A 21,004-nucleotide genomic window follows, 5' to 3' on the forward strand; every position below is an offset into this window, starting at 1 on the left:
TGTCTGTGGTGGGGGAGGGATCGGTCGGGTTCGCTGTCGCGACTGAGGCGCGAGTCTGCGCCAGCCAGGAGTCGCGATAGAGCCCGTCGGTGGCGAGGAGCTCCTCATGCGTGCCGCGCTGCGTAGCCCTGCCATCGGCGAACACGACGATCTGCTCGGCGGGGACGGCCTGCTGCAGCCGGTGCGCGATGAGCAGAGCGGTGCGTCCTTCGCGCAGCACGGCGATCGCCTCTTCCACGGCTTCTCGATGGTGGAGCCCGACGTCGGCGGTGGCCTCGTCGAGGATCACGATGTCCGGGTCGGCGAGGAAGGCCCGTGCGACGGCGAGCTGCTGGATGCGTCCCTCGTCCAAGGGCACGACAGCCTCCTCGGAAGGCTCCACGTTCTCGCGGACCATGGCATCGACGGCCCACTGCGCTCCGACAGCCTGCAGCGCCGCGGTCATCTCGTCGTCGCTCGCCTCCGGAGCGATGAGCCTCAGATTGTCGGCGATCGTGCCCCGGAAGTGATGCAGCTCCTGCGACAGGTAGTACGGGGCCGACGTGCGGGAGGCGAGGTGCACGCTGCCAGAGGTCGGTGGGTGGTGGCCGGCGACCACGCGCGCGAGTGTGCTCTTGCCCGACCCCGAAGTGCCCACCAGCGCCGCCGTGGTGCCCCGCTCGACCCGCAGGTTCACGTCGTGGATCCCCCGGCCGGTGGTCGGATAGCGGAACGTCACGTCGCGCACCTCGATCCCCGCTGATGACGCTGATTCCTCCGATGCCCGTGCTGCCGCGTCCGCTCGCCGATCCGAGGCGACAGTCGACGGCGCGAGGTCGATCACGCCGACGAGTCGCGCCAGGCCGATGGTCGCGCGTTGGATGTCGTCGAGTCCGAAGATCAACTGCCCCACGGGACCGAACAGACGGTGGAACAGCAGCGCTGCGGTGGTGACGGCGCCCACCGTGACCGCGCCGGCCGACTGCAGCAGGAACCCGGTGCCGAGGATCGCGGCGAGGCCGACGAGCTCGCCACCGTTGATCCAGCGGAACAGCCGGTTGCTCACTCGCACGCCCTCGATCTGCTTCCGGATCGAGGCCTCTGCGCGCTCTCGCACCCGCTCCAACGCCGGCTCCTGCTCGTTGAAAGCGGTGAGCGTCTCGATACCCGCGACCGCATCGAGTACGGCCTGACTGCGCGCGGCTTCGCGCACCCGCACTTCGCGGAACACGACGCGCGACCTGCGGAGGAACGCCCGGGTGCCGAGCACGTAGAACGGTGCGGAGGCGAGTCCGGCGAGGGCGAGCCGGGGATCGAGCGCGGTCAGTGCGACCACCGACACGGCGATCGCGAATGCGGCGGACAGCAGGGTCGGGGCCACGTTCCCTCCGGCCTCGGCCACCGCATCGACATCGCCGGTCACGCGGGAGAGCAGGTCGGCGCTCTCGCCGTCGTCGACCGTGCTCACCGGAAGACTCATCGCCGAGGCGAACACGTCCTCGCGCAGTGCCGCGAGCATGTCCTGCACCAGACCGGTGAGCACCCGCACGGCCCACAGCATCACCACGGCCGCACCGATGGCGCCCAGTCCCGCTCCGACGACCCAGCCGGCGATGCTCGCGAAGCCTGCGTCTGACGAGACGGCATCGACGATGCGGCCCAGGCAGGCGGGCATCACGATTCCGAGGGCGGAGGCCGCGAGGAAGAGCGCGGCGACGGCTGCCATGCGGCCGGGATGCCGGCGCAGAAGCGCACCGATGACGGCCCGTACCCGAGCGCTGGAGGCGATCGGCAGCAGAGGGGAGGTCGAGACCGGGTCACCCATGCTGCACCTCCGATCCGCCGGAGGGAACGTCGACGACTCGGTCGCAGGCGCCGAGCAGAATCGGCGAGGTGGTGATCACGATCACGGTCCCGGTGTGTTCTGCCAGGGCGCGGGCGATGTGCGCCTCGGTGAGGGCGTCGACGGCGGAGGTCGGTTCGTCGAGCACGAGCACGTCGGCCTGTGCGTGCAGGGCGCGGGCGATGCCGATGCGCTGCCGTTGTCCGCCCGAGAGACGTCTCCCGGCTTCCCCGACCTGCGCTTCCCAGCCGCCGACCTGCACCACCGTGTCGTGGAGGGCTGCCATCTCGATGAAGGGCGGGTGCGTGGGCTCGTCCCGCCCGTGCCCGCGCACGGCCTCGCGGAGAGAGCCGCTCACGATCGTCTGCCCATGCGGAGGGGCGACGACCCGATCCCGGTATTCCACCGGGTCGAGGTCGGCCAGATCTCGGAGTTCTCCGTCGACCGCGAGGTGGACACGGCCTCGGTCGACACGGGTCCGCAGGCCGAGCATCCGGGAGAGGGCCCTGGCCGTGTCGCTGTCGGCAGGGCGGACACCGAGGAGCTCCCGCTCGCGCACCTCGACGCGCGGCGAACCCGAGTCCGTGTGGAAAGCCAGCACCACCTGTCCCGCCGGACCTGCCGATGCGGGCGATGCGGGCGGCGGATCCAGCAGATCGTCGGCGTCGATCATCTCGGCGAGGCGCTTGGCGGAGGCGAGTTTGTGGATCCAGTTCGAGGGGAACGACCCCGCATACGCGAGGTAGCCGCTGATGAACTGGGCGAGGCCGAGCACGGTCACCAGTTCACCGATGCTGATGCGGCCCTCGGCGGCGAACCAGGCCGATATGCCCGCCAACGCGGTCGTCGCGATCGCGGCCAATGTGCCGCTCACCGCTTCGTAGGAGGCGAGGGATCGGCCGGCTGCCGTCGCCGCGCGTCGGGAGGTGTCGCTCGCGGCGACGTAACGCCGCACGGCCTCATCCCGGGCACCGATACCCACGAGCACGCGGAATCCGCTCATGAAGTCGGCGGCCACGGCGCCGGCCTCGGTCGCCGCGTGCTGCTCAGCGAACCCGCGACGCTCGAGCGGACGGGAGACGACCTGCATCATGAACATCATCGCGATGGTCGAGCCGAACACGACGAGTGTCGCGACGGGCGAGATCACCAGCATCGCGAGTCCGGCTCCGATGATCGCGGCGATCGTGGAGCATTGCTGCGCCACGGACCAGGCGACGCCGGCGACGCGATAGGTGTCGGATGTGACGAAGGTGAGCGCCTCGCCGGGGGTCACCGTGCGACGGGAGAGCCGGGGTCGCAGCATCCGCGACAGCGCGAGGTGACGGAGCGCCTGCTCGCCGTACCCGTAGACCGAGACCATGAGCCGGGAGGCCGACTGATAGCTCACGGTCAGCACGAGGAACGTTCCGACGAGCACGCCGAGCCAGAGGGCGAGCGCGGCGGGGTCTGCGGGAAGTACGGCGCGGTCTATCGTCGCTCCGATGATGACGGGGATCGTCGCCTCGGCGAGCGCGTGCACGATGAGCAGCGCCGTCGCTCCGGTGAGGGCGATCCCGCGACCCCCCGATCTCAGCGCGATCCCGAACAGCTTCCGCGGAGTGGATGTCTTGGGGGACGTCACGGTGTCCGCCGTCCGAGCGGCAGCACGAGCGGCGTGCCTGAGACGGGGTCGGTGATCACCTTGCAGGGCAGGTCGTACACGGCGTGCACGAGCTCGGCGGTGATGATCTCGCGCGGGTCTCCCTGCGCCACGATGGCCCCGTCGCGCATCGCCACGAGGTGCGTGGCGTAGCGAGCGGCGTGGTTGAGGTCGTGCAGCACGGCGACGAGCGTCGTGCCCTCGCGGTGCAGGTCGGCGAACAGCTCCATCAGGTCGATCTGGTGAGCGATGTCGAGGAAGGTCGTCGGCTCGTCGAGCAGCAGGTGCTTGGTCTGCTGGGCGAGGGCCATCGCCACCCAGACGCGCTGTCGCTGCCCGCCGGAGAGCTCGTCCACCAGGCGCCGTGAGAGATCCGTGACCCCGGTGGCGGCCATGGCCTCGGACACCGCACGCTCGTCGGCGCTGCTCCACGTGCGCATGGCGCTCTGATGCGGGAAGCGTCCGCGACCGACGAGATCGGCGACCGTGATGCCGTCTGGCGCGATGGACGACTGGGGGAGAAGGCCCAGCTTGCGAGCGGCTTCCTTCGGCTTGAGCGAGCGCAGCTCGTCGCCGTCGAGCAGGACGGCCCCGGTGCTCGGGCGCAGCAGCCGGGCGAATCCGCGCAGCAGGGTGGACTTGCCGCACGCGTTCGGTCCGATGATGATCGTGAACGAGTCGTCCGGTACCTCGAGGGTCAGCTCGGAGATGATGGGGGTGTCTCCGTAGCCCAGCGTGATGTCGCGAGCCAGCAGCGAAGCGGTCATGGGTGTTCCTTTCAGGTGCGGCGCGCGTACTGGGCGGCCAGCAGCCAGGCGAGGTAGATGCCGCCGACCGAGACCGTCACGACGCCGACGGGCACAGCGACGAGCTGGGCGACGGCGTCCGACACGACGACGAGCGCGGCCCCGGTCAGCATCACGGGCACGGTGCCCATCGGGGTGTTCGAGCGGGTGAGGCGCTGCGAGATCTGCGGGGCGGCGAGCGCGATGAACGAGATGGGTCCGGCGGCGGCGGTGACGAGCGCGACCAGGGCAACGCCGAACACCATCGCCGCGAGGCGGGTGCGTCCGGGACTGATGCCGAGGGCGGTCGCTGCGTCGTCGCCCATCTCGAGCACCGGGAGCGTGCGGGCGAGCGGGAGGGACAGGAGCATGACGATCGCGAACACGAGAGTCGCCGGGATCAGCTGGTCGAACCCGAGCGAGGCGATCGAACCGGCCCCCCAGGTCGCCGCCATCATCGCCTTCTCGACACTGACCGAGATCAGGATCCACGAGGTGAGGGAGCCGAGTCCTGCCGAGACGCCGATGCCGACGATGATGAGCCGGAACGACGACATCGTGTTCTTGTTCGCCAGCACGTAGACGAGAAGTGCAGTCAACAGGCCGCCGACGAGTGCGCCGGCCGCCTTGAACATGTAGGTGTTCAGTTCGAGCACGACCATCACGAGCGTCACACCGAACTGGGCCCCGATGCCGAAGCCGATGATGTCCGGGGAGCCGAGCGGGTTGCGCGTGAGGGACTGGAAGATGCCACCGGCGAGGGCCAGGGCAGCGCCGCACAGCACGGCGAACAGCACCCGGGGCAGGCGCCATTCGACGACCACCTGGCGGATGTCGGGGTCTGAGGAGGGATCGAAGATCGCCCGGATGACGGCCGCGAAGTCGACCTCGTAGGCGCCGAGCGTCATGGAGAAGAGGCCGGCTCCGACGATCACGACGAGGAGGATGAGACACGCGACCACGGAGCGCACCGGGATGAGGGTCGCGACGCGCGCGGTCTCGATCCGGAACAGGCGTCGGCCGTGGTCCACGGGCGCGACGTCGGTCGGCCGCGCTGGCGTGCCCGACGCGGTGACCGGCTTCTGATCGATGCTCACAGCCCGCTCACCCGCTTGCGGCGCACGAGCACGATCAGGATCGGGGCTCCGAGGAGGGCGGTGACGATCCCGACGCGCATCTCCCCGTTCGGGAGCACGATGCGGCCCAGGATGTCGGCGAGGAGCAGGAAGGCGGGGCCGATGATCATCGAGTACGCGAGCACCCATCGTTGATCGGGTCCGGTGAACCAGCGCACGATGTGGGGGATCATGAGTCCGACGAACGCGATGGGTCCGGCGGCGGCGACGCTGGTTCCCGCCAGCAGGGTGACGGCGATGATGACGAGGATGCGGGTCACCCGCACGCGAGCGCCGAGGGCCTGCGCCAGGTCGTCCCCGAGTGCCAGGGCGTTCAGGGAACGCGCGCACAACAGGCCGATCAGCAGCCCGGCGACGATCAGCGGCACGGCCCAGGTGAGCTGGTCGATCGTGCGTCCACCGATAGAGCCGACACCCCAGAACCGCATGACCTGAAGCGTGCTGGTGTCGCGCAGCACGATGGCGGTGGTGAACCCGGTGAAGGCGGCGCCCAGGGCCACCCCGGCGAGGGTGAGCTTCATCGGGGTCGCGCCCGAGGCGCCGAAGGAACCGAGGATGTACACGAGTAGGGTGAGCACGAAGGCGCCGCCGAGGGCGAAGGGCACGTAGGCGCCGGGGGTGGTGAACCCGAGCACGCCGACGACGAACGTGACGGCGAACGACGCACCGGCGTTGACCCCGAGGATGCCGGGGTCGGCGAGCGGGTTGCGGGTGAAGGCCTGGATCAGTCCGCCGCACACGGCGAGAGCCGCGCCCACGACGATGCCGAGCAGGGTGCGGGGCACGCGCAGCTCCATGACCATCAGGTGCAGCGGGTTCTCGTCGTCGTAGGTGAAGAGCGACTGCAGGACGGTGACGGGGTCGATCGCGCCGGCGCCGACGGCGAGCGAGGCGATGGCGGCGATCGCCAGCACGCCCGCGGCGATGACGAGTCCCAGAACGAGCGTCCCGTTGCGGTGCGGGGAGCCGCCTTCGCGACTTCCCGCACCCGTGTTCGAGACGTCCGTGACGTCGTCCGTCGTCAGGGACATCCCGTGCGTCACTTGCCGGTGATGGTCGGCTCGCCCTGCAGCGCGCCGGCGAGGTCGTCGACGTACTTCGGCAGGATGTACTTCAGCGAGAGCACGGTGGGAGCGCTGATGGCGGAGGCCTCGGCGGCGTCGGCGTAGATCACGTACGAACCGTTCGCGATCGGGTTCCAGCGGGAGACGACCTTGTTCTCGACGGTGTACTTCCCCTCGTCGGCGCTGCTGCCCCACGCGGCGAACAGGTCGGCCTGGACGTCGTAGAGCTTCTCGAGGCTGACGCCGGTGTACCAGTTGTCGCCCTCGGCGGTCTTGAGGAAGCTGTCCATCGCCGAGGTGGACGTGAATCCGAGGGCCTCGGTGATGCGCACGCGCGGGTCGTACTCGAGGTAGACGCCGAGGTCGGTGCCGCCCTCGTTCAGGGTCAGACCCCAGACGAAGGTCTTGTCCTGGAACTCGGGGTGCTCGCCGGCGAGAGTGGTGATCTGCTCCTCGGTCTCGGCGATCAGCTCGTCGGCCTTGTCCTCTTCCGACAGGGCCTTGCCGACCGTGCGGGTCATGTCCTCCCACGTGCCGGGGTTCCACGGACCTTCGATGTAGGGGACGGTCGGGGCGATCTCGGTCAGGCGCTCGTACTCGATGTCGGAGATGCCCGAGTACAGGCTCAGGATCAGGTCGGGCTTGAGCTCCTTGATGGCCTCGTAGTTGGGGCCGTCTTCGAGGAAGGGGATGATCTCGGGCGTCTCGCCGTACTCTTCGGTGACGTAGTCCTCGAACCAGGGCTGGTAGCCGCTCTCGCCCGCGCCCCACACCTCTTCCATGCCCACGGGGTTGGTGCCGAGGGCGGCGACGATGTCGGCCGTCATCCAGCCGAGGGTGACGATGCGCTGCGGCTTCTCGGGGATCACGGTCTTCCCGTGGCCGTGCTCGATCACCACGCCGTCGGTTGCGGTGGGCGCCGAATCGGCAGCTTCACCGGGCGCGGTCGAGCACCCGGCCAGCGTGAGGGCGGCGGCGACGGCCGCGGCGACGAGGGCGGAGCCTCGGCGGATCTTCGGGCGCGCAGAAGCGTGCGACATGGTTCTCCTTCGGGAAGGGGGGAGGGTGTTGCCGCATCGACGCGGCGAGAAGTTAGGTAAGCATGCCCTAACAGAACGATGCTAGAACGCGGATGGCGCGCTCAGTGTTGCGGGAGCGACGACTTGTATCGCGGAACCGACAAACGCCGGTCGGATCGACCGTCGGGCGACCGGGAATGCCGTGCCGTCAGCGCCAGTACAGCTGGTGGGCGGCGTCGGAATGCACCCGTGCCACGTGCTGTCGCGGGGTCAGGCCGAAGCGGTCCTTGAATGCGGCGGAGAAGGCGCTCGTCGTGGCGTAGCCGCAGCGGTGCGCGGCGGCGCCGATGGGGGTGCCGTCCACGACCAGTCGGGCTCCGAGAGTCATCCGCACTCCGGTGCGCCAGCGCCCGAAGCTCATGCCGACGTCGTTCTAGAAGATGCGCAGCACCGTGCGCTCGTGGAGGCCGTGGGCGAGGAACAGCTCGATCGCACTGCGGGGGTCGCCGGGGTCGGCGAGCACGGTCTGCACGAGAGCTGCCACGCGTTCGTCGGCGGGCATCGGCACCTCGCCCCACTCGCTCGCGGCCTCCGGAAGCGGCTGTTGGAGCATCTCGATCAGGACGGACTGGATGCGCACGCGCAGGTCGGTGGGCATGTCGTTGATGCCGAGGTGCAGCAGCATCTCCTGCACGGCGCGCGGCACGAGCACCCGGGTGATGCCGTCGATCGGGGTGATCAGCGCGGAGTCGGGGATGTAGGTGTAGCAGCCCGTCGAGTCCGCCTCGTGATGAGCGGTGTGTGGGGTGTGGGCCGGGATCCATACGCCCTGACCGGGAGCGAGTCGCCACCGCGCATCCTGCAGGTGCACCCACACCGTGCCGCGATAGCACCAGGCCAGCATCGGGTCGGCGTGGCTGTGCGGGGGAGAGAGCGGACGGGTTCCCGTGTCTTCGGCGGTGACCACACCAGTGCCCATCAGGTACGGCTCGTTCACGGTCGACGGATACGAGGGGCTCGCCGCCCAATCATCCTGCCGGTATGAGTTCATTCGTGCTCCGCGTGACGGGCTGCGCCGCGGGCTCGAAATCCGGCCTGCCGTCCTCGCCATGCTAACGGGGTGCGGCGCGGCGCGGTGCGGTGCGGTGCGGTGCGAGTGCGACGCGAGGCCCGATGATGGAGGCATGCCCTCCGCCCATCGCCCCGGTCTGCGGGTCTCGTCGGGTCTCACCATCCCCGAGGCCGAGCTGTCGTGGCGCTTCTCGCGGTCGTCCGGTCCGGGCGGTCAGGGCGTGAACACGGCCGATTCCCGCGTGGAGCTGGTCTGGGATGCGGCGCGCTCGCCGGTGCTCTCACCGCATCAACGCGAGCGACTGCTCGAACGGTTGAGTGGTCGCCTGGTCGACGGCGTGCTGACGATCGCCGCCTCGGAGCACCGCGCACAGCTGCGGAACAGGGATGCGGCGCGCGATCGACTCGTCGCTCTCGTGGAGGAGGCGCTGCGTCCGCCCGCTCCGCCGCGTCGAGCGACGAAGCCGACTCGGGGATCGAAGGAGCGCCGGCTGAAGGCGAAGCAGCGGCGCACGGATGTCAAGAGCCTGCGTCGGCGCCCCCGCGACGACTGAACCGACAGTGAACGAGGGCGATGCCCGATCGTGATCCTCGGGCGCACCTGAAGTCCTATGCTCGACGCCATGGTCGACCAGGTCGGGTGGGTTCCGGAGTCCCGGTACCGTCGCTCCGTGGGTCTCCTCCGTGGCTGGGTGACGGGGCTGGCGATCCTGGCCGTCGTGGGGGTGCTGATCCTCGGTGCGTTGATGTTCCGCTGGGTGTTCCAGGTCTCGCCCTTCCCCGTGGTCGTGTCGTCGCCGGCGGCGTGTCATCTGGGCGGCGATCCGCAGGACCCCAGGTTGTACGTGGCGGTCGACGTGCAGAGGATAGTTGACGGAGCGCTCGTGGACGCATCATCGTTGGGCCCTTCGGGATGGACTGTCGAGGCCGCAGGGGTCGCCGCGTCGATGCCCGAGTTCGCTGCCCTGGATGACGCGGCGTTGACGCGCATCATCGAGCGGGCGGCGGCGGATTCCTCGATGCTCAGCGCGAAGCGGCCCACCGGCGTTCTGCTCGTGGTGCTCGACACCGAGGGTGAGAGCAGCGGGAGCCTCGCCGGACTCCGCACCGAGTGGGTGTTGGGGGAGCCCGTCCACCAGCAGGATGTGCCTCTGGGAATCGAGTTCACGCCCTCCGGTTGCACGGTGACGACCGTTCGATGAGGGCTCTCTAGCTGGCGGATCCGCTGAGGCCGGCTTCGACCGGCGCCCAGCCGTTCTCGAGGATCACGAATCCCGCTTCGAGCGTCCCGAAGGGGTCGTCGTTCTCGTTCACGAGCAGCTGCATCTGCAGGATGAACCGCGAGTAGACCCGGATCTCCGGGGTGGGTGTATCGAGTCCCAGTTCGTCGGCGATCGCGTCGGAGAGGGCGTCTTCGTGTCGGAGCCACATCTTCGCCGCGTAGTCGCGCAGCGCCGGTGTCTCGTTCAGGAAGCGCATGAAGGTGCGAGTGATCTCGTCTCCGTGCTCGTCGACGTTCGCGCGGAGCTCTGAGGCATAGAAGTCATGGATCGCGCGGTTGATGGTGCTCCCTGACGGGCGCTCGCGGACGGCGGCGACCAGGCGATCGCGCTGCTCGTCGTCTTCGTCGAACACCAGCGCCTCCTTCTGGGGGAAGTGCGCGAACACGGTCGTGGGGGAGACATCTGCGGCATCGGCGACCTCGCGGATGCTCACCTCATCGAAGCCGCGTTCCAGGAACATGGCCGTCGCGACGTCGGAGATCGCCTTGCGGGTCGCGGCCTTCTTCCGTTCGCGGCGACCGAGAGGTGCGGGATTGGTCATGTTCGAGAGTCTATCGTGAACCCACTATAAAACTGGCTTGACACCAAAACTGGTATGACTACACTTTCGGTATGACTTCACCCACCTCTCTCACGCGACGGGATCAGAACCGCGCGTGGATCATGCTCATCGTGCTCACGATGCTGACCGTCATCGGCATGACCGTCGTTCTCCCGGTGCTGCCCTTCGTGGTGCTCCAGTACGTCTCGCACGAAAGCGATCTGGCCATCTGGGTCGGCGTGCTCGAAGCGATCAACGGGCTGTGCGCCTTCCTGGTCGCGCCCTTCCTCGGACGTCTCTCAGACCGCTTCGGACGTCGACCCGTGATCATCGTCGCGGCATTCGGTGCGGCCTTCTCGATGGCGCTGTTCGGATTCGGCGGCGCCCTCTGGGTGCTCGTGCTCGCTCGCGTCATCCAGGGCCTCACCGCGGGCGACCTGCCTGCCCTCTTCGCCTACCTGGCCGACATCACCCCGCCGGAGCAGCGGGCCAAGCGCTTCGGCCTCCTCGGTGCGCTCTCGGGGATCGGCACCATGATCGGTCCGGCCATCGGAGGACTGCTCGCCGCGATCAGCATCCAGCTCCCGGTGTTCCTCACCGCCGCCGTCGCCCTCACGATCGCGATCCTCAGCATCTTCCTCCTCCCGGAGAGCCTGAAGCCGGGCAACAGGATCGCCACGATCAAGCTGCGCGATGTGCAGCCCTTCGCCGTCTTCAAGGAGGCCTTCGGACGCAAGGAGCTGCGCGGGCTGATGATCGGCTTCGGTCTGCTCGCGCTGCCGTTCGGCTTCTTCGTGAACAACTTCAGCGTCCTCGCCCTGGACTCCATCCAGTGGGGACCGACCCAGATCGGACTCCTGACCGCGGCCGTCGGCATCACCGACATCCTCATCCAGGGCGTGCTGCTGGGCATCCTGCTTCCGCGCATCGGCGAGCGCGGAGTGATCGTGAGCGGCATCGTCGCGCAGATGATCGGTCTCGCGGCCCTCGCCGTCGTGGCTTCCGTCTTCGCGCAGCCGTGGGTGTTCATCGTCGGCGCCCTGATGCTGGCCGCCGGCCAGGGGGCGTCCCAGGCCGCGATGGACGGGGCGATGTCCAACGCCGTCGGCGACGACGAGCAGGGCTGGCTCGGCGGAGCCACCCAGTCGTTGAATGCGGCGATGGGCACGGCGGCCCCGCTCATCGCCGGTGCGCTCTACGCACTGGTCAGCCACGCGGCCCCGTACTGGCTCGGGGTCGCGCTCATGATCGTGGCGGTGATCGTCGTCAGCCGCGCGCACATCGCGAACACCGCGAAGCGCCCGGCCGGCGAGACGACGGGCGACGCTCCCGCGGCACTCGTGGAGACGGCCGGCTGAGGTTCAGTCCGAGGGGGTTGCCGGGCGCGGCAGCCCCCTCAGCCGTGCGATCGACGCCAGCAACTCTTCCGGCGCGGTTCCGATGCTTCCGAGCACCGCGGCGGCTGCCGCGCTGAACCCCGCCGTGTCGATCGGGAGCCGTGCCACGTTCGGCACCAGTCCCTTCTCGTTCGTCACCCACTGGCCGGCGGCCGCGTGCCAGGCATGGGCGATCAGCATGGCCGCTGTGGTTCCGCACAGCGCCACGTAGGCGGCATCGCCCGTCTTCGCGCCCTTCGTGGCTGCGTTCAGCAGGAAGTCGACCTGCCAGAGATTCTCGATGAACGCCGCGCGGAGGGCGTCGGGGTACGGAGTCACGCTTTGAGCCAGCGCGACGAGGATCCCGTCCGGGTCGCAGAGCGGCACGCCGGTCGCCACCTCACCCGCATAGGCGACGTCGAGGAAGCCGAGCGGATGTCCCGGCTGGGAGTGGAAGGCGAACTCGCCACGGACGGCGCGGGCGCACTGGTCCTCGACGCGGGTCACGTCGCGGAGGATGAGGTCGACCGGTGCGCCGTCGACGATCAGCCAGGCCCCGCTGTCGACCCAGAGTCCCCATCCGCCGCGGCCGGCGATCTCGACGTCTTCACCGGTCCATCCGCGCGCCGCCTCCGCGAGGGCGGTCAGGTCGACGTCCGCCTCCACATACAGCCCCAGATCGATGTCGGAGTCGGGACGGTGCGTCCCGCGCGCGCGGCTGCCGCCCAACGCGACGGCTCGCACCCCTGGCACCTTTCCCAGGCCGTCGGCCATGGAGCGGAGGCGGTCTTCATCGAGCACGACACCGATCGTACTCATGCGGATTCCCCGGTGCGGATCCCGCCGGCGTCAGTCCTTGCCGCCGCGCACGAGCTCGAGCCCTGCGCCGGCGAACTGCCGCAGGGTCGCGTCCGGGAGGAAGGCCCGGGTGAGCGCTCCGCCGATGCGGGTGAGGTCGCTCTCGTCACGGAACAGCAGGTACATGGTCTCGTACCGCGGGTGGAACTTCTGCTTGAAACGGTGCAGCGACCCGAAGCCGTACACCGGTTCCAGGGCCTCGGCGAGCCGGTCGCTGAGCGCTGCGATCATCCCGGCATCCGGTGGATAGTCGTGGGCGAGCGGTGCCCCTGAGAGCGACATGATCTGTGCGCCCTCGTCGGCGAACTGGCGGGCGGAGGATCCGATGAGGTACTCCATCACCGGCCCGAAGCCGCCCTCGCGACGCCGCATGAGGTCGAGGGTCCAGCCGCGCACGACGCCGCCTTCGCCGTAGACCGGCAGCCACGACAGGAACCCGTCGACGTCGCCGTTCGGAGCGAGGGCCAGCGCGAGTCGCACCTCCGGGTCTTCCGCCTCGTCGAGCGTGCCGAGCGTGAAACGCATCTCCGGCAGATCCTTGTCTCCCACCCAGGCCTCCGAGATCGCGCGCAGCTGCTGCTGCACACCCCACGGTTCGGCCTTCAGGTGCGTCATCCGGAACGTCATCTCCTCGCGGCCCGCCTTGTTGAGCGAGGTGCGGACGGAGTTCCAGCGCTTGCCGGTGAACTCCAGGCCGGGGAGGTCGACGATCGTGTCGTCCGCCACCACGATGCTCCGCCACGTCGAGGGCACGGCGGCGCGCGTGGCTTCGTCGGCGCTGAAGAAGCACGGCACGAGACCGGCCAGCTCGGCGGCGTGGATGAAGTCGGTCACGGCCTCGGCGCGCGTCTGTGCCGGTCCGATCGGGTCGGCGAGGGCGAGGGCGACGCCGTTGCGCCGCTGGTAGGCCACGATGCCGCCGATGACCCTGGCGTAGCTGTTGCCGTCCCAGGTCGTCATCCACGAGAGCGTGCCGCCTCCGTGCGTGCGCAGCTGCTGCTTCATGTCCTCGACGGTGGGGGCGGGTTGCGTGCCGAGCTTGGCTCGCCGCTTGGCGCGGAAAGCGCGGCGTACCCAGATCAGGTACACGAGCATGATCAGCCAGAGGAACCCGTTCGCCAGAGCGAGCTCGGTGTCTCCATCCCAACGGAAATCGACCTGAGCCTGGCTGTACACCGTGATCAGGATCAGCACGAGAGTGGCAGTGAGGACGTTGAAGATCCCCAGCAACAGCGCGAGCACCCAGGTCCAGCGGCGCCCGCGTCGGAGGCCGTTCACCAACACGAGGATCACGACGAGATCGATCGCCAGGTCGATGAATCCGCCGGACGCGGGATCGGTCTGGCCGAAGGGGCCGTCGGTCGCCACGAACGTCGTGATGATCTCCACGGCGCCGAGGACGAGCATCGCGACCACGGCGATCAGCCGCTGCTCGCGGACCGTGGTGTGCCGCACCCGCAGCGACCGGTCGACCACGAGGATCAGCAGCACCGCGAGGAGGTGTTCGAGGTCGGCGACCTTGCCCCAGAACAGCATCGCGATGAAGACGAAGCCGAGCAGGATGAGCCAGCCGCGCACTCGCCACGGCGGACGGAACAGCCCGACCGCGGCGGCGATGCAGGCCATGGTGCCGCCGGATGCCCCCACGTCGAGTGCCTGGGCCTGCTCCGTCGCCCAGGCCCAGGGGAACTGCGACAGCAGGAACAGCAGCAGCGCGGTGGCGAAGATCGCGAACAGCTGCCCGATCCAGTAGTAGGCGAGCGCGATGCGCGACCCGCGACGGAACTCCAGGTAGGCCATGCCCCAGAAGCCCGCGATGGTGAACAGATACACCCACGGCTCGTTGACGAAGAACGTGCCGGTGAGCGGAGTCCACCACTTGCCGTCGGCCAGGTTGGGAAGACCGTAGGCGACGCTCTGGAAGAGCGCGGTGTCCTCGAACGGTGTCCAGAGTCCGCGCGAGACCACCCCGACGACGAGGATCAGCAGCACCATCGTCAGCGTCGCGGGGATGCGCCGGACGACGGCGATCACGGGATGCGGAGAGGGGGAGTGCTCCTCGGTCATGCGCTCAGCGTAGCGAGGGAGGTGGCTCCGCCGCGGAGGCCGCTCCTACTCGCCGCGGAGAACCCGTCGGAGGTCGGCGATCTCCTCGGCCGTCATCCCACCGCTGCGCAGGTAGCCCGACATGTCTCCGTGATTCGCGGTGATCCACTCCATCGCCGTCTCGATCGCCGACGCCGGCGATTCGGTGGCGAGGGTCTTCAGCGCCGGGGTGAGGGGGACTCCGAGAGAGGTGATCAGCGCGGTGAGGGCCTCGGCGAATCCGCGCGCGAGGTTCTTCTCCGTGAGGGTGTAGTCGGCGACGATCTCCTCACGGGGAACCTCCGCGACGAGCAGCAGGATCGCGGCAGCGAGGCCGGTGCGGTCCTTACCCGCAGTGCAGTGGAACAGCACTCCCGGCCGCTCGGTGCGCGCGGCGGCGAGCACCGTCCTGGCGATGGTGGCGAACTGCGGGGCACTGGACTCCAGGATCGAGGTGTAGAGCTCCTCCAGCGTCGGCACCTGCTTCAGCACCTCGGTGACCTGGGTCACGGAGAGACCAGCGCTCCCGGCCGCGGGGAGGAACTTCTTGACCATCTCGTCCATCGCCCCGCCCTGCATGGGAAGTTCGATCAGTGTCACGCTGCCGTCGTCGGGCAGTCGGTCGGCGGCACGGGAGCGCTCGCCGTCCGTGCGCAGGTCGATGACCGTGCCGATACGCAGATCGGTCAGGGCCTGCATCCCCTCATCCGTCAATGCAGCCAGCGCGTCCGACCGGAAGAGGAGGCCGGAGGTGAGCGTCCCGCCGTCGGAGGTCGGGAGTCCCGTGAGTTCGCGGGCGTTGTGGGTCGTCTGCAAAGCGGTTGAGATGTCGATGGTCATTCTGGCCTCTCCTGGGTGTGCGGCCAGAATATCGGTGTGGCGGGAACGCGCGGCTTCGACACGGAAACCGCGCGTTCCCGCCCGTCGTCTCAGCCGTTCACGGCCTTCTCGATGGCCTGCTCGAGGTCGTCCCACTCCTGCAGCACGACTTTCTCCCCGGCGACGAAGAAGGTCGGCGTGCTGTTGACCCCGAGCTTCTCACCGTCCGTCTTGTCGGACTGCACCCGCTCCGCGGTGGCCGGATCGGCGATCGCGGCGTCGTAGGCGGCCATGTCGAGGCCGAGCTCCTCGGCGAAGCCTCGGAACACCTCAGGGGTCTCCTCTGGCTGCTCGCCCCACTGCGCCTGGGTCTCGAACAGGCGGTGGTACATGTCCTCGAAGCGGTCCTGACGAGCGGCCGCCTCGGCGGCCAACGCGGCCTGCGTGGAGTTGATGTGACCGGGAAGCGGGAAGTAGCGCACGACGTAGGTGATCTCTCCGTCGTACTTCTCGCGGAGATCTTCCACCACGGGGTAGAACGCACCGCACGCCTCGCATTCGAAGTCGAGGAACTCGACGACGGTCACGGCGCCGTCGCCCCCGTCATCGAGCACATGCGAGTCGGTGCGGACGGTCTGCTGCGGTTCTCCTTCTGCCGAGGGTGCGGCGGGTTGCTGCTGGCTGATCGCGAACACGATCCCGGCGATCAGCAGGACGATGGCGACGGCGATGGCGACCAGGGTCGCTTTGACAGAGTTCTTCATGGGGTCTCCAGACACACGGGTACGACGAGGGAAGGTGCCGCCGGCGGGCGGCGCGGACGCTCGTCGTGGATCAGGTGCGGGAGATGGAGAGCTGCGTGAGGGTGAGAGCGGAGACGAGGATGCCGGAGCCCGCCCGGCTCGGAGTCGCCGCGTGCGGAGAGTGGACGTCGAGCGTCCGTGTCGAATGGCCCGTGAGCCGGCGGAACAGCAGGATCAAGGCGACGGACCCCAGCACCGCGAGCAGGCAGATGCCCACACCGGAGGACAGCACATCGACCGTCGCTGCGCTCTCGGCATCGGCTGAGGTCGGGGCAGCCGCGGCCGACTCCGAGACATCGGAGGCGAGACACAGTGTCGCGTGCACGTCGGCGGAACCCCGAGACGTCGACCAGGCGCCGACGACGAGCAGGAGCGCGAGGCCGACGGCGATGATCACACGGGCGATCAGCAGCCGTTCGGCCCCCGCTCGCGGCGACGGATCAGGCGATGGGGGCAGCATTTCCCGCGCAGTCTAGCAACGCCGCCTCTGTCCTCCCCGGGGCCGGAGCGGTCGCGACACGCCTAGACTGGAGGGGTGGCGAGACTACTGATCGTCGGCGGCTTCCTCGCCGCCGTGTTCTGGGTGTTCAGCATCGTCGACTGTGCAGTGCAGCCGGCGACGCGGCACCGGGGTGTGTCCAAACCGCTCTGGATCGCGATCGTCGTGCTCCTTCCCGTGATCGGCGGCATCCTCTGGTTCGTGATCGGCCGCCGTCGGGCGAACGATCCCGGTGTCCGTCCTGTCGTCGCACCGGATGACGACCCTGCTTTCCTCCGCAGCATCAGCAAGTCCGAGCAGGATGCGCGTATCCGCCGCCTCGAGGAGGAGCTGGCACGCCTCGACGACGAGACCGACGAGCCTCCTGCCACGGACCAGCGCCCGTGACGTCGTCGCCGGCGATGGACGCCGCGGCGACCCTGATCGCCGAGCTCGTCGGCCACGGTGTGCGCGACATCGTGGTGTCGCCGGGCTCGCGGTCGCAGGCACTCGCGCTCGCCGCTGTGCGTGCCGCCGATGACGGACACCTCCGCGTGCACGTCCGCATCGACGAGCGGGTCGCGGGGTTCACCGCCCTCGGCATCGCCAAGGAGACACGCATGCCCGCAGCGGTGGTGTGCACCTCGGGGACGGCCGTCGGCAACCTGCTTCCCGCGGTCATGGAGGCGTTCCACTCCGGGGTCCCGATGCTCCTGCTCACCGCCGACCGCCCCCCGGAGCTGCGCGGCGTCGGCGCCAACCAGGCGACGCTCCAGGAAGGCCTCTTCCGTCCGTGGGTGCGTGACGCGCTCGATGCTCCCGTGCCGGGCGAGGGCGACTGGGCCGGACTCGCCGAACGGGCGGTCGCCGCGTCGATGGGGGCACGCGAGGTCGAGAGCGGCCTCCGTGGCGTCGCCGGGCCCGTGCACCTGAACCTTCCCACGAGAGAGCCCCTCTCGGGGGACCTTCCCTCTATCGAACTCGTCCGGAGCGAAGTTCCCTCGGGGCTGAAGGAGGAGCCGTTCGAGCTCGACCGCAGTCGGCGCACCGTCGTGATCGCCGGGGCCGATGCCGGCCCCGATGCCGAAGAGATCGCGCATGCCGGTGGGTGGCCGCTGATCGCCGAGATCGTGAGCGGTGCGCGGTTCGGACGTCAGGTCGTGCACGGCTACCGTCGCCTGCTGGCTCGCGAAGACCTCGGCGGACGCATCGAGCGGGTCGTGGTGCTGGGCCATCCCACTCTCAGCCGCGAGGTCGCCGCGCTGCTCGCGCGACAGGACGTCGAGATCGTCGCCGTGCGCCACGGCGGCGAGGAGTTGAACCTCAACCACCGCACGCGCGGAGTCGACGCGGTCGCGGTCACCCCGGGGGCCGCCGATCGCGACTGGCTCGGCGAGTGGATGCGCGCGTCCGCCGCTGAGGTCGTGGACCTGAGCGAGCACGCCCCCGACCCGGAGGCGCTGGCATCCGCCGACTTCGCTGCGCGCAGAGAAGCGGTGAAAGCCGAGCTCGACGCGGTCCGCCGCCCGCTCGATCGCGAGCTCCTCGTCGATGCCGTGTGGCGCGCCACCTGGCCGCACGATCGCCTGGTGTTCGGATCCTCGCGCCTGGTGCGCGTCGCCGATCAGGTGCTCGGCGGCAAGAAGGTCCCCGTCCACGCCAACCGCGGTCTCGCCGGCATCGACGGCACGATAGCCACCGCGACAGGTGTCGCGATCTCCAGTCAGGCGGCCGGAGCACCAGGGATCACCCGTGTGCTGCTGGGCGATCTGGCCTTCCTGCACGATGTCGGCGCCCTGCTGCTGCCGCCGGACGAGACGGAGCCTCGGCTGCAGGTCATCGTCGGGAACGACGGCGGCGGCACGATCTTCGATGCCCTCGAGGTCGCATCCTCCGCCCGGCCGGGCGACCTCGACCGGGCCTTCTACACGCCGCACACCGTCCGCCTCGAACACCTCGCCCTCGCCTACGGCTGGGAGTACCAGCGCGTCACCACCCGCACGGCACTCGATCAGGCGCTGACCTCGCCGCGCGGCGGCCGTCAGATCATCGAGGTGCCGCTGGCGCGTTGACTGGCAGGATGTGCGTATGAACGCGCACACCTGGACGCAGAAGCTGCGAGTCGGCGAGGGATTCCGTCTCGCCGATGTCGACCCCGATGCCAAGCCCGGCTACGACCACGGCAAGTCGCACGGGGTCTCCGACCTCGCGGCAGGCCTGGCGGACCTCAACGTGCTGCAGGAACGGCTGTTCGCCGAGAGCCGCGTCGGCGTGGCGAAGGACGCCGTTCTCCTGGTGCTGCAGGCGATGGACTCCGCGGGCAAGGGCGGCATCGTGCGGCACGTTGTCGGCGGTGTCGATCCGCAGGGCGTCGCGCTCGCCGCATTCAAGGCGCCGACGGCCGAGGAGCGCGCGCACGACTTCCTCTGGCGTGTCGAGAAGCGTCTGCCGGAGCCGGGGTTCATCGGGGTGTTCGATCGCTCGCACTACGAGGATGTGCTGATCGGGCGCGTGCGCGAACTCGCCCCGCCCGCGGAGATCGAGCGCCGCTACGACGCCATCAACGAGTTCGAGGCGCGCGTCGCGGCATCGGGCACCCGGATCGTGAAGGTCATGCTGCACATCTCGCCCGAAGAGCAGAAGGCGCGGCTGATGGAGCGCCTCGAACGTCCGGACAAGTACTGGAAGTACCACCCGGGTGATGTGGACGAGCGGATGCTCTGGCCGCAGTACATGGACGCGTATCAGACCGTCTTCGACCGCACGTCGACCGACGCGGCCCCGTGGTTCGTGATCCCGGCGAATGCGAAATGGTACGCGCGACTCGCGGTGCAGGAGCTGCTGCTCGCGGCACTGGAGGACATCGATCCGCAGTGGCCGAGTGCCGACTTCGACGTCGAGGCCGAGAAGGAGCGCCTCGCCGCCAGTTGAGCGTGCGCCGCGGTCAGGCCAGCGCGTCGACCAGCGGACGGAACTTCACGCGCGTCTCGAGCAGTTCGCTCTCGGGATCGGAGCCGGCGACGATACCGGCGCCCGCGTATGCGGTCACGCCGATCTCTCCCGCCCGTTCGGTGAACTGGGCGCAGCGGAGCGCGATCGCCCACTCGCCGTTGCCTGCGGCGTCCACCCAGCCGACGGGGCCCGCGTAGCGCCCGCGATCGAAGGGCTCGAGCTCGCGGATCGCCGCGATCGCCGCGGGGGTCGGGGTGCCGGCCACAGCCGCAGTCGGGTGCAGCGCGCGGACGAGGTCGAGTGCCGTCTCTCCGGACGCGAGCTCGCCTTCGACATCGGTGGCCAGATGGAACAGGTTGGGGAGCTTCAGCAGGAAGGGCTGCTCGCTCGCCGCCAGAGCCCTGGTGTGGGCGCGCAGCGAGGCGAGCACGCTCTGCACGGCGTACTGGTGCTCGTCGAGATCCTTCACGCTCGACGCGAGATGAGCGGACGCGGCGGTATCGGCATCCGCATCGGCTCCGCGGCCGATCGTGCCCGCCAGCACCCGCGCGGTCACCGTGCCCCCGTGCACGGTCACGAGCGTCTCCGGGCTCGCGCCGATCAAGCCGTCGACGGCGAAGGCCCAGGTGTCGGGGTAGCCGGTCGACAGGGCGCGCACCAGACGCCGCAGGTCCGATCCGGCGGGGATGCTGCCGGTGAGGTCGCGTGCGAGCACGACCTTGCTCACCTCGCCGTCGGCGATGCGGGTGAGGGCGCGGCGCACCGAGTCCTGGTAGCCCTGAGGCGTCTGGGCCCCCGGACCCACCGTGCCGGCCCAGTGCGGTCCATAGGGCTGCGTGACCAGGTCGACCTGATGTTCCGGCGCACCTGCCTGCGCGGCGCCGGCGAAGCGGATCGTGGTGCGCCAGAAGCGGTCGCCGTGCCGTCCGATCACCTGCGTCGGGATCACCAGCACGCTGTCGGCTGTCGAATCCTCATCGAATGCGATGGTCCCGAAGGCGACGAGCCCGGTGCCGGGAAGCTCCATCGGGTCGGACACCTCGGCATGCGCGGCCATGTCCCGCCAGGCGCTCGCGAGCGACGTGACGCGTGACGCTTCCGCATGTGCGGGAGGCCGGATCTCGCTGAGGGTCTGGCCGACGGCGACGATCCCGTCTCCGCGCCGCAACCAGGCCAGAGGACGGGCGGGGTCGGCGTACGCCAGGAGGTCTTCGACCGCGTCGATCTCTCGGGTCTCCACGACCAGGTGGGGGGTGTGCACGCATCCAGC

At 69.5% G+C, this 21,004-nt stretch carries 21 protein-coding genes; 6 read left to right on the forward strand and 15 right to left on the reverse strand.

The window, feature by feature from the left end:
• From FFS56_RS13860 to FFS56_RS13890, 8 genes are all read right to left on the reverse strand, one after another.
• The coding region (locus tag FFS56_RS13860) for an ABC transporter ATP-binding protein (protein ID WP_137772327.1) at positions 1 to 1,804 on the reverse strand (1,804 nt) is incomplete at its 3' end.
• Positions 1,797 to 3,446, reverse strand: a complete 1,650-nt coding sequence (locus FFS56_RS13865; RefSeq protein ID WP_127012600.1) for an ABC transporter ATP-binding protein — start codon at positions 3,444 to 3,446, stop codon at positions 1,797 to 1,799. The genes FFS56_RS13865 and FFS56_RS13860, both read right to left, overlap by 8 nt.
• Positions 3,443 to 4,231: an ABC transporter ATP-binding protein gene (locus FFS56_RS13870; RefSeq protein WP_052748696.1), complete on the reverse strand. Its 789-nt coding sequence runs from the start codon at positions 4,229 to 4,231 to the stop codon at positions 3,443 to 3,445. Before FFS56_RS13870 ends, FFS56_RS13865 begins: the two co-directional genes overlap by 4 nt.
• Positions 4,232 to 4,242: 11 nt before the next feature.
• Entirely contained in the window at positions 4,243 to 5,346 is a 1,104-nt protein-coding gene (locus tag FFS56_RS13875; RefSeq protein WP_127012599.1) for an iron chelate uptake ABC transporter family permease subunit, read from the reverse strand.
• The gene (locus FFS56_RS13880) at positions 5,343 to 6,416 is read right to left on the reverse strand and encodes an iron chelate uptake ABC transporter family permease subunit (RefSeq protein WP_233437326.1); all 1,074 of its coding nucleotides are present in this window, start codon (positions 6,414 to 6,416) and stop codon (positions 5,343 to 5,345) included. The genes FFS56_RS13875 and FFS56_RS13880 overlap by 4 nt, the downstream gene beginning before the upstream one ends.
• An 8-nt stretch (positions 6,417 to 6,424) precedes the next feature.
• The gene (locus tag FFS56_RS13885) at positions 6,425 to 7,489 is read right to left on the reverse strand and encodes an ABC transporter substrate-binding protein (protein WP_046747782.1); all 1,065 of its coding nucleotides are present in this window, start codon (positions 7,487 to 7,489) and stop codon (positions 6,425 to 6,427) included.
• A 187-nt stretch (positions 7,490 to 7,676) separates the two neighbouring features.
• On the reverse strand, positions 7,677 to 7,889 hold the full coding sequence (locus FFS56_RS20835) for a helix-turn-helix domain-containing protein (RefSeq protein WP_233437325.1): 213 nt from the start codon (positions 7,887 to 7,889) through the stop codon (positions 7,677 to 7,679).
• Positions 7,890 to 7,901: 12 nt separating this feature from the next.
• On the reverse strand, positions 7,902 to 8,519 hold the full coding sequence (locus FFS56_RS13890; RefSeq protein ID WP_233437324.1) for an AraC family ligand binding domain-containing protein: 618 nt from the start codon (positions 8,517 to 8,519) through the stop codon (positions 7,902 to 7,904).
• A gap of 133 nt (positions 8,520 to 8,652) precedes the next feature.
• Between FFS56_RS13890 and arfB the strand changes: the two genes are divergently transcribed.
• Positions 8,653 to 9,093 carry an alternative ribosome rescue aminoacyl-tRNA hydrolase ArfB gene (gene arfB / locus FFS56_RS13895; protein WP_046747784.1) on the forward strand — a complete coding sequence of 147 codons (441 nt, stop codon included), beginning with the start codon at positions 8,653 to 8,655 and terminating at the stop codon, positions 9,091 to 9,093.
• Between the two features lie 69 nt (positions 9,094 to 9,162).
• A complete protein-coding gene (locus FFS56_RS13900; protein WP_137772117.1) occupies positions 9,163 to 9,741 on the forward strand; it encodes a hypothetical protein in 579 nt (192 codons plus the stop codon).
• Between the two features lie 7 nt (positions 9,742 to 9,748).
• Here the strand turns inward: FFS56_RS13900 and FFS56_RS13905 are convergent, their stop codons facing one another.
• Positions 9,749 to 10,363, reverse strand: a complete 615-nt coding sequence (locus tag FFS56_RS13905) for a TetR/AcrR family transcriptional regulator (RefSeq protein ID WP_046747787.1) — start codon at positions 10,361 to 10,363, stop codon at positions 9,749 to 9,751.
• Positions 10,364 to 10,434: 71 nt separating this feature from the next.
• On the opposite strand from FFS56_RS13905, the gene tet(42) reads away from it, so the two are divergent.
• On the forward strand, positions 10,435 to 11,721 hold the full coding sequence (gene tet(42), locus FFS56_RS13910; RefSeq protein ID WP_233437323.1) for a tetracycline efflux MFS transporter Tet(42): 1,287 nt from the start codon (positions 10,435 to 10,437) through the stop codon (positions 11,719 to 11,721).
• A 3-nt stretch (positions 11,722 to 11,724) separates the two neighbouring features.
• Here the strand turns inward: tet(42) and FFS56_RS13915 are convergent, their stop codons facing one another.
• From FFS56_RS13915 to FFS56_RS13935, 5 genes are all read right to left on the reverse strand, one after another.
• Entirely contained in the window at positions 11,725 to 12,558 is an 834-nt protein-coding gene (locus FFS56_RS13915) for a nucleotidyltransferase domain-containing protein (protein ID WP_127012596.1), read from the reverse strand.
• A 30-nt stretch (positions 12,559 to 12,588) separates the two neighbouring features.
• A complete protein-coding gene (locus FFS56_RS13920; protein WP_046747788.1) occupies positions 12,589 to 14,664 on the reverse strand; it encodes a DUF2156 domain-containing protein in 2,076 nt (691 codons plus the stop codon).
• Between the two features lie 45 nt (positions 14,665 to 14,709).
• Positions 14,710 to 15,522, reverse strand: coding sequence for a tyrosine-protein phosphatase (locus tag FFS56_RS13925; protein WP_127012594.1), 813 nt, complete (start codon positions 15,520 to 15,522; stop codon positions 14,710 to 14,712).
• Positions 15,523 to 15,611: 89 nt separating this feature from the next.
• Entirely contained in the window at positions 15,612 to 16,265 is a 654-nt protein-coding gene (locus FFS56_RS13930) for a thioredoxin domain-containing protein (RefSeq protein ID WP_046747790.1), read from the reverse strand.
• A gap of 70 nt (positions 16,266 to 16,335) precedes the next feature.
• Positions 16,336 to 16,764, reverse strand: coding sequence for a hypothetical protein (locus tag FFS56_RS13935; protein WP_127012593.1), 429 nt, complete (start codon positions 16,762 to 16,764; stop codon positions 16,336 to 16,338).
• Positions 16,765 to 16,839: 75 nt separating this feature from the next.
• Between FFS56_RS13935 and FFS56_RS13940 the strand changes: the two genes are divergently transcribed.
• From FFS56_RS13940 to FFS56_RS13950, 3 genes are read left to right on the forward strand one after another with little or no spacing between them, the layout of a single operon-like run.
• The gene (locus FFS56_RS13940) at positions 16,840 to 17,190 is read left to right on the forward strand and encodes a PLD nuclease N-terminal domain-containing protein (protein ID WP_046747792.1); all 351 of its coding nucleotides are present in this window, start codon (positions 16,840 to 16,842) and stop codon (positions 17,188 to 17,190) included.
• 14 nt (positions 17,191 to 17,204) lie between these two features.
• Complete coding sequence (gene menD, locus FFS56_RS13945) at positions 17,205 to 18,854, forward strand: 2-succinyl-5-enolpyruvyl-6-hydroxy-3-cyclohexene-1-carboxylic-acid synthase (protein ID WP_127013007.1); 1,650 nt, start codon at positions 17,205 to 17,207, stop codon at positions 18,852 to 18,854.
• 16 nt (positions 18,855 to 18,870) lie between these two features.
• The gene (locus FFS56_RS13950; RefSeq protein ID WP_127012592.1) at positions 18,871 to 19,713 is read left to right on the forward strand and encodes a PPK2 family polyphosphate kinase; all 843 of its coding nucleotides are present in this window, start codon (positions 18,871 to 18,873) and stop codon (positions 19,711 to 19,713) included.
• Positions 19,714 to 19,726: 13 nt separating this feature from the next.
• Here FFS56_RS13950 and FFS56_RS13955 read toward each other — a convergent pair whose 3' ends face one another.
• The gene (locus tag FFS56_RS13955; RefSeq protein WP_137772116.1) at positions 19,727 to 20,995 is read right to left on the reverse strand and encodes a chorismate-binding protein; all 1,269 of its coding nucleotides are present in this window, start codon (positions 20,993 to 20,995) and stop codon (positions 19,727 to 19,729) included.
• Between the last annotated feature and the right edge of the window lie 9 nt (positions 20,996 to 21,004).

Origin of the sequence: Microbacterium sp. Beta, assembly GCF_005502545.1 — a bacterium.
GTDB lineage: Bacteria > Actinomycetota > Actinomycetes > Actinomycetales > Microbacteriaceae > Microbacterium > Microbacterium oxydans.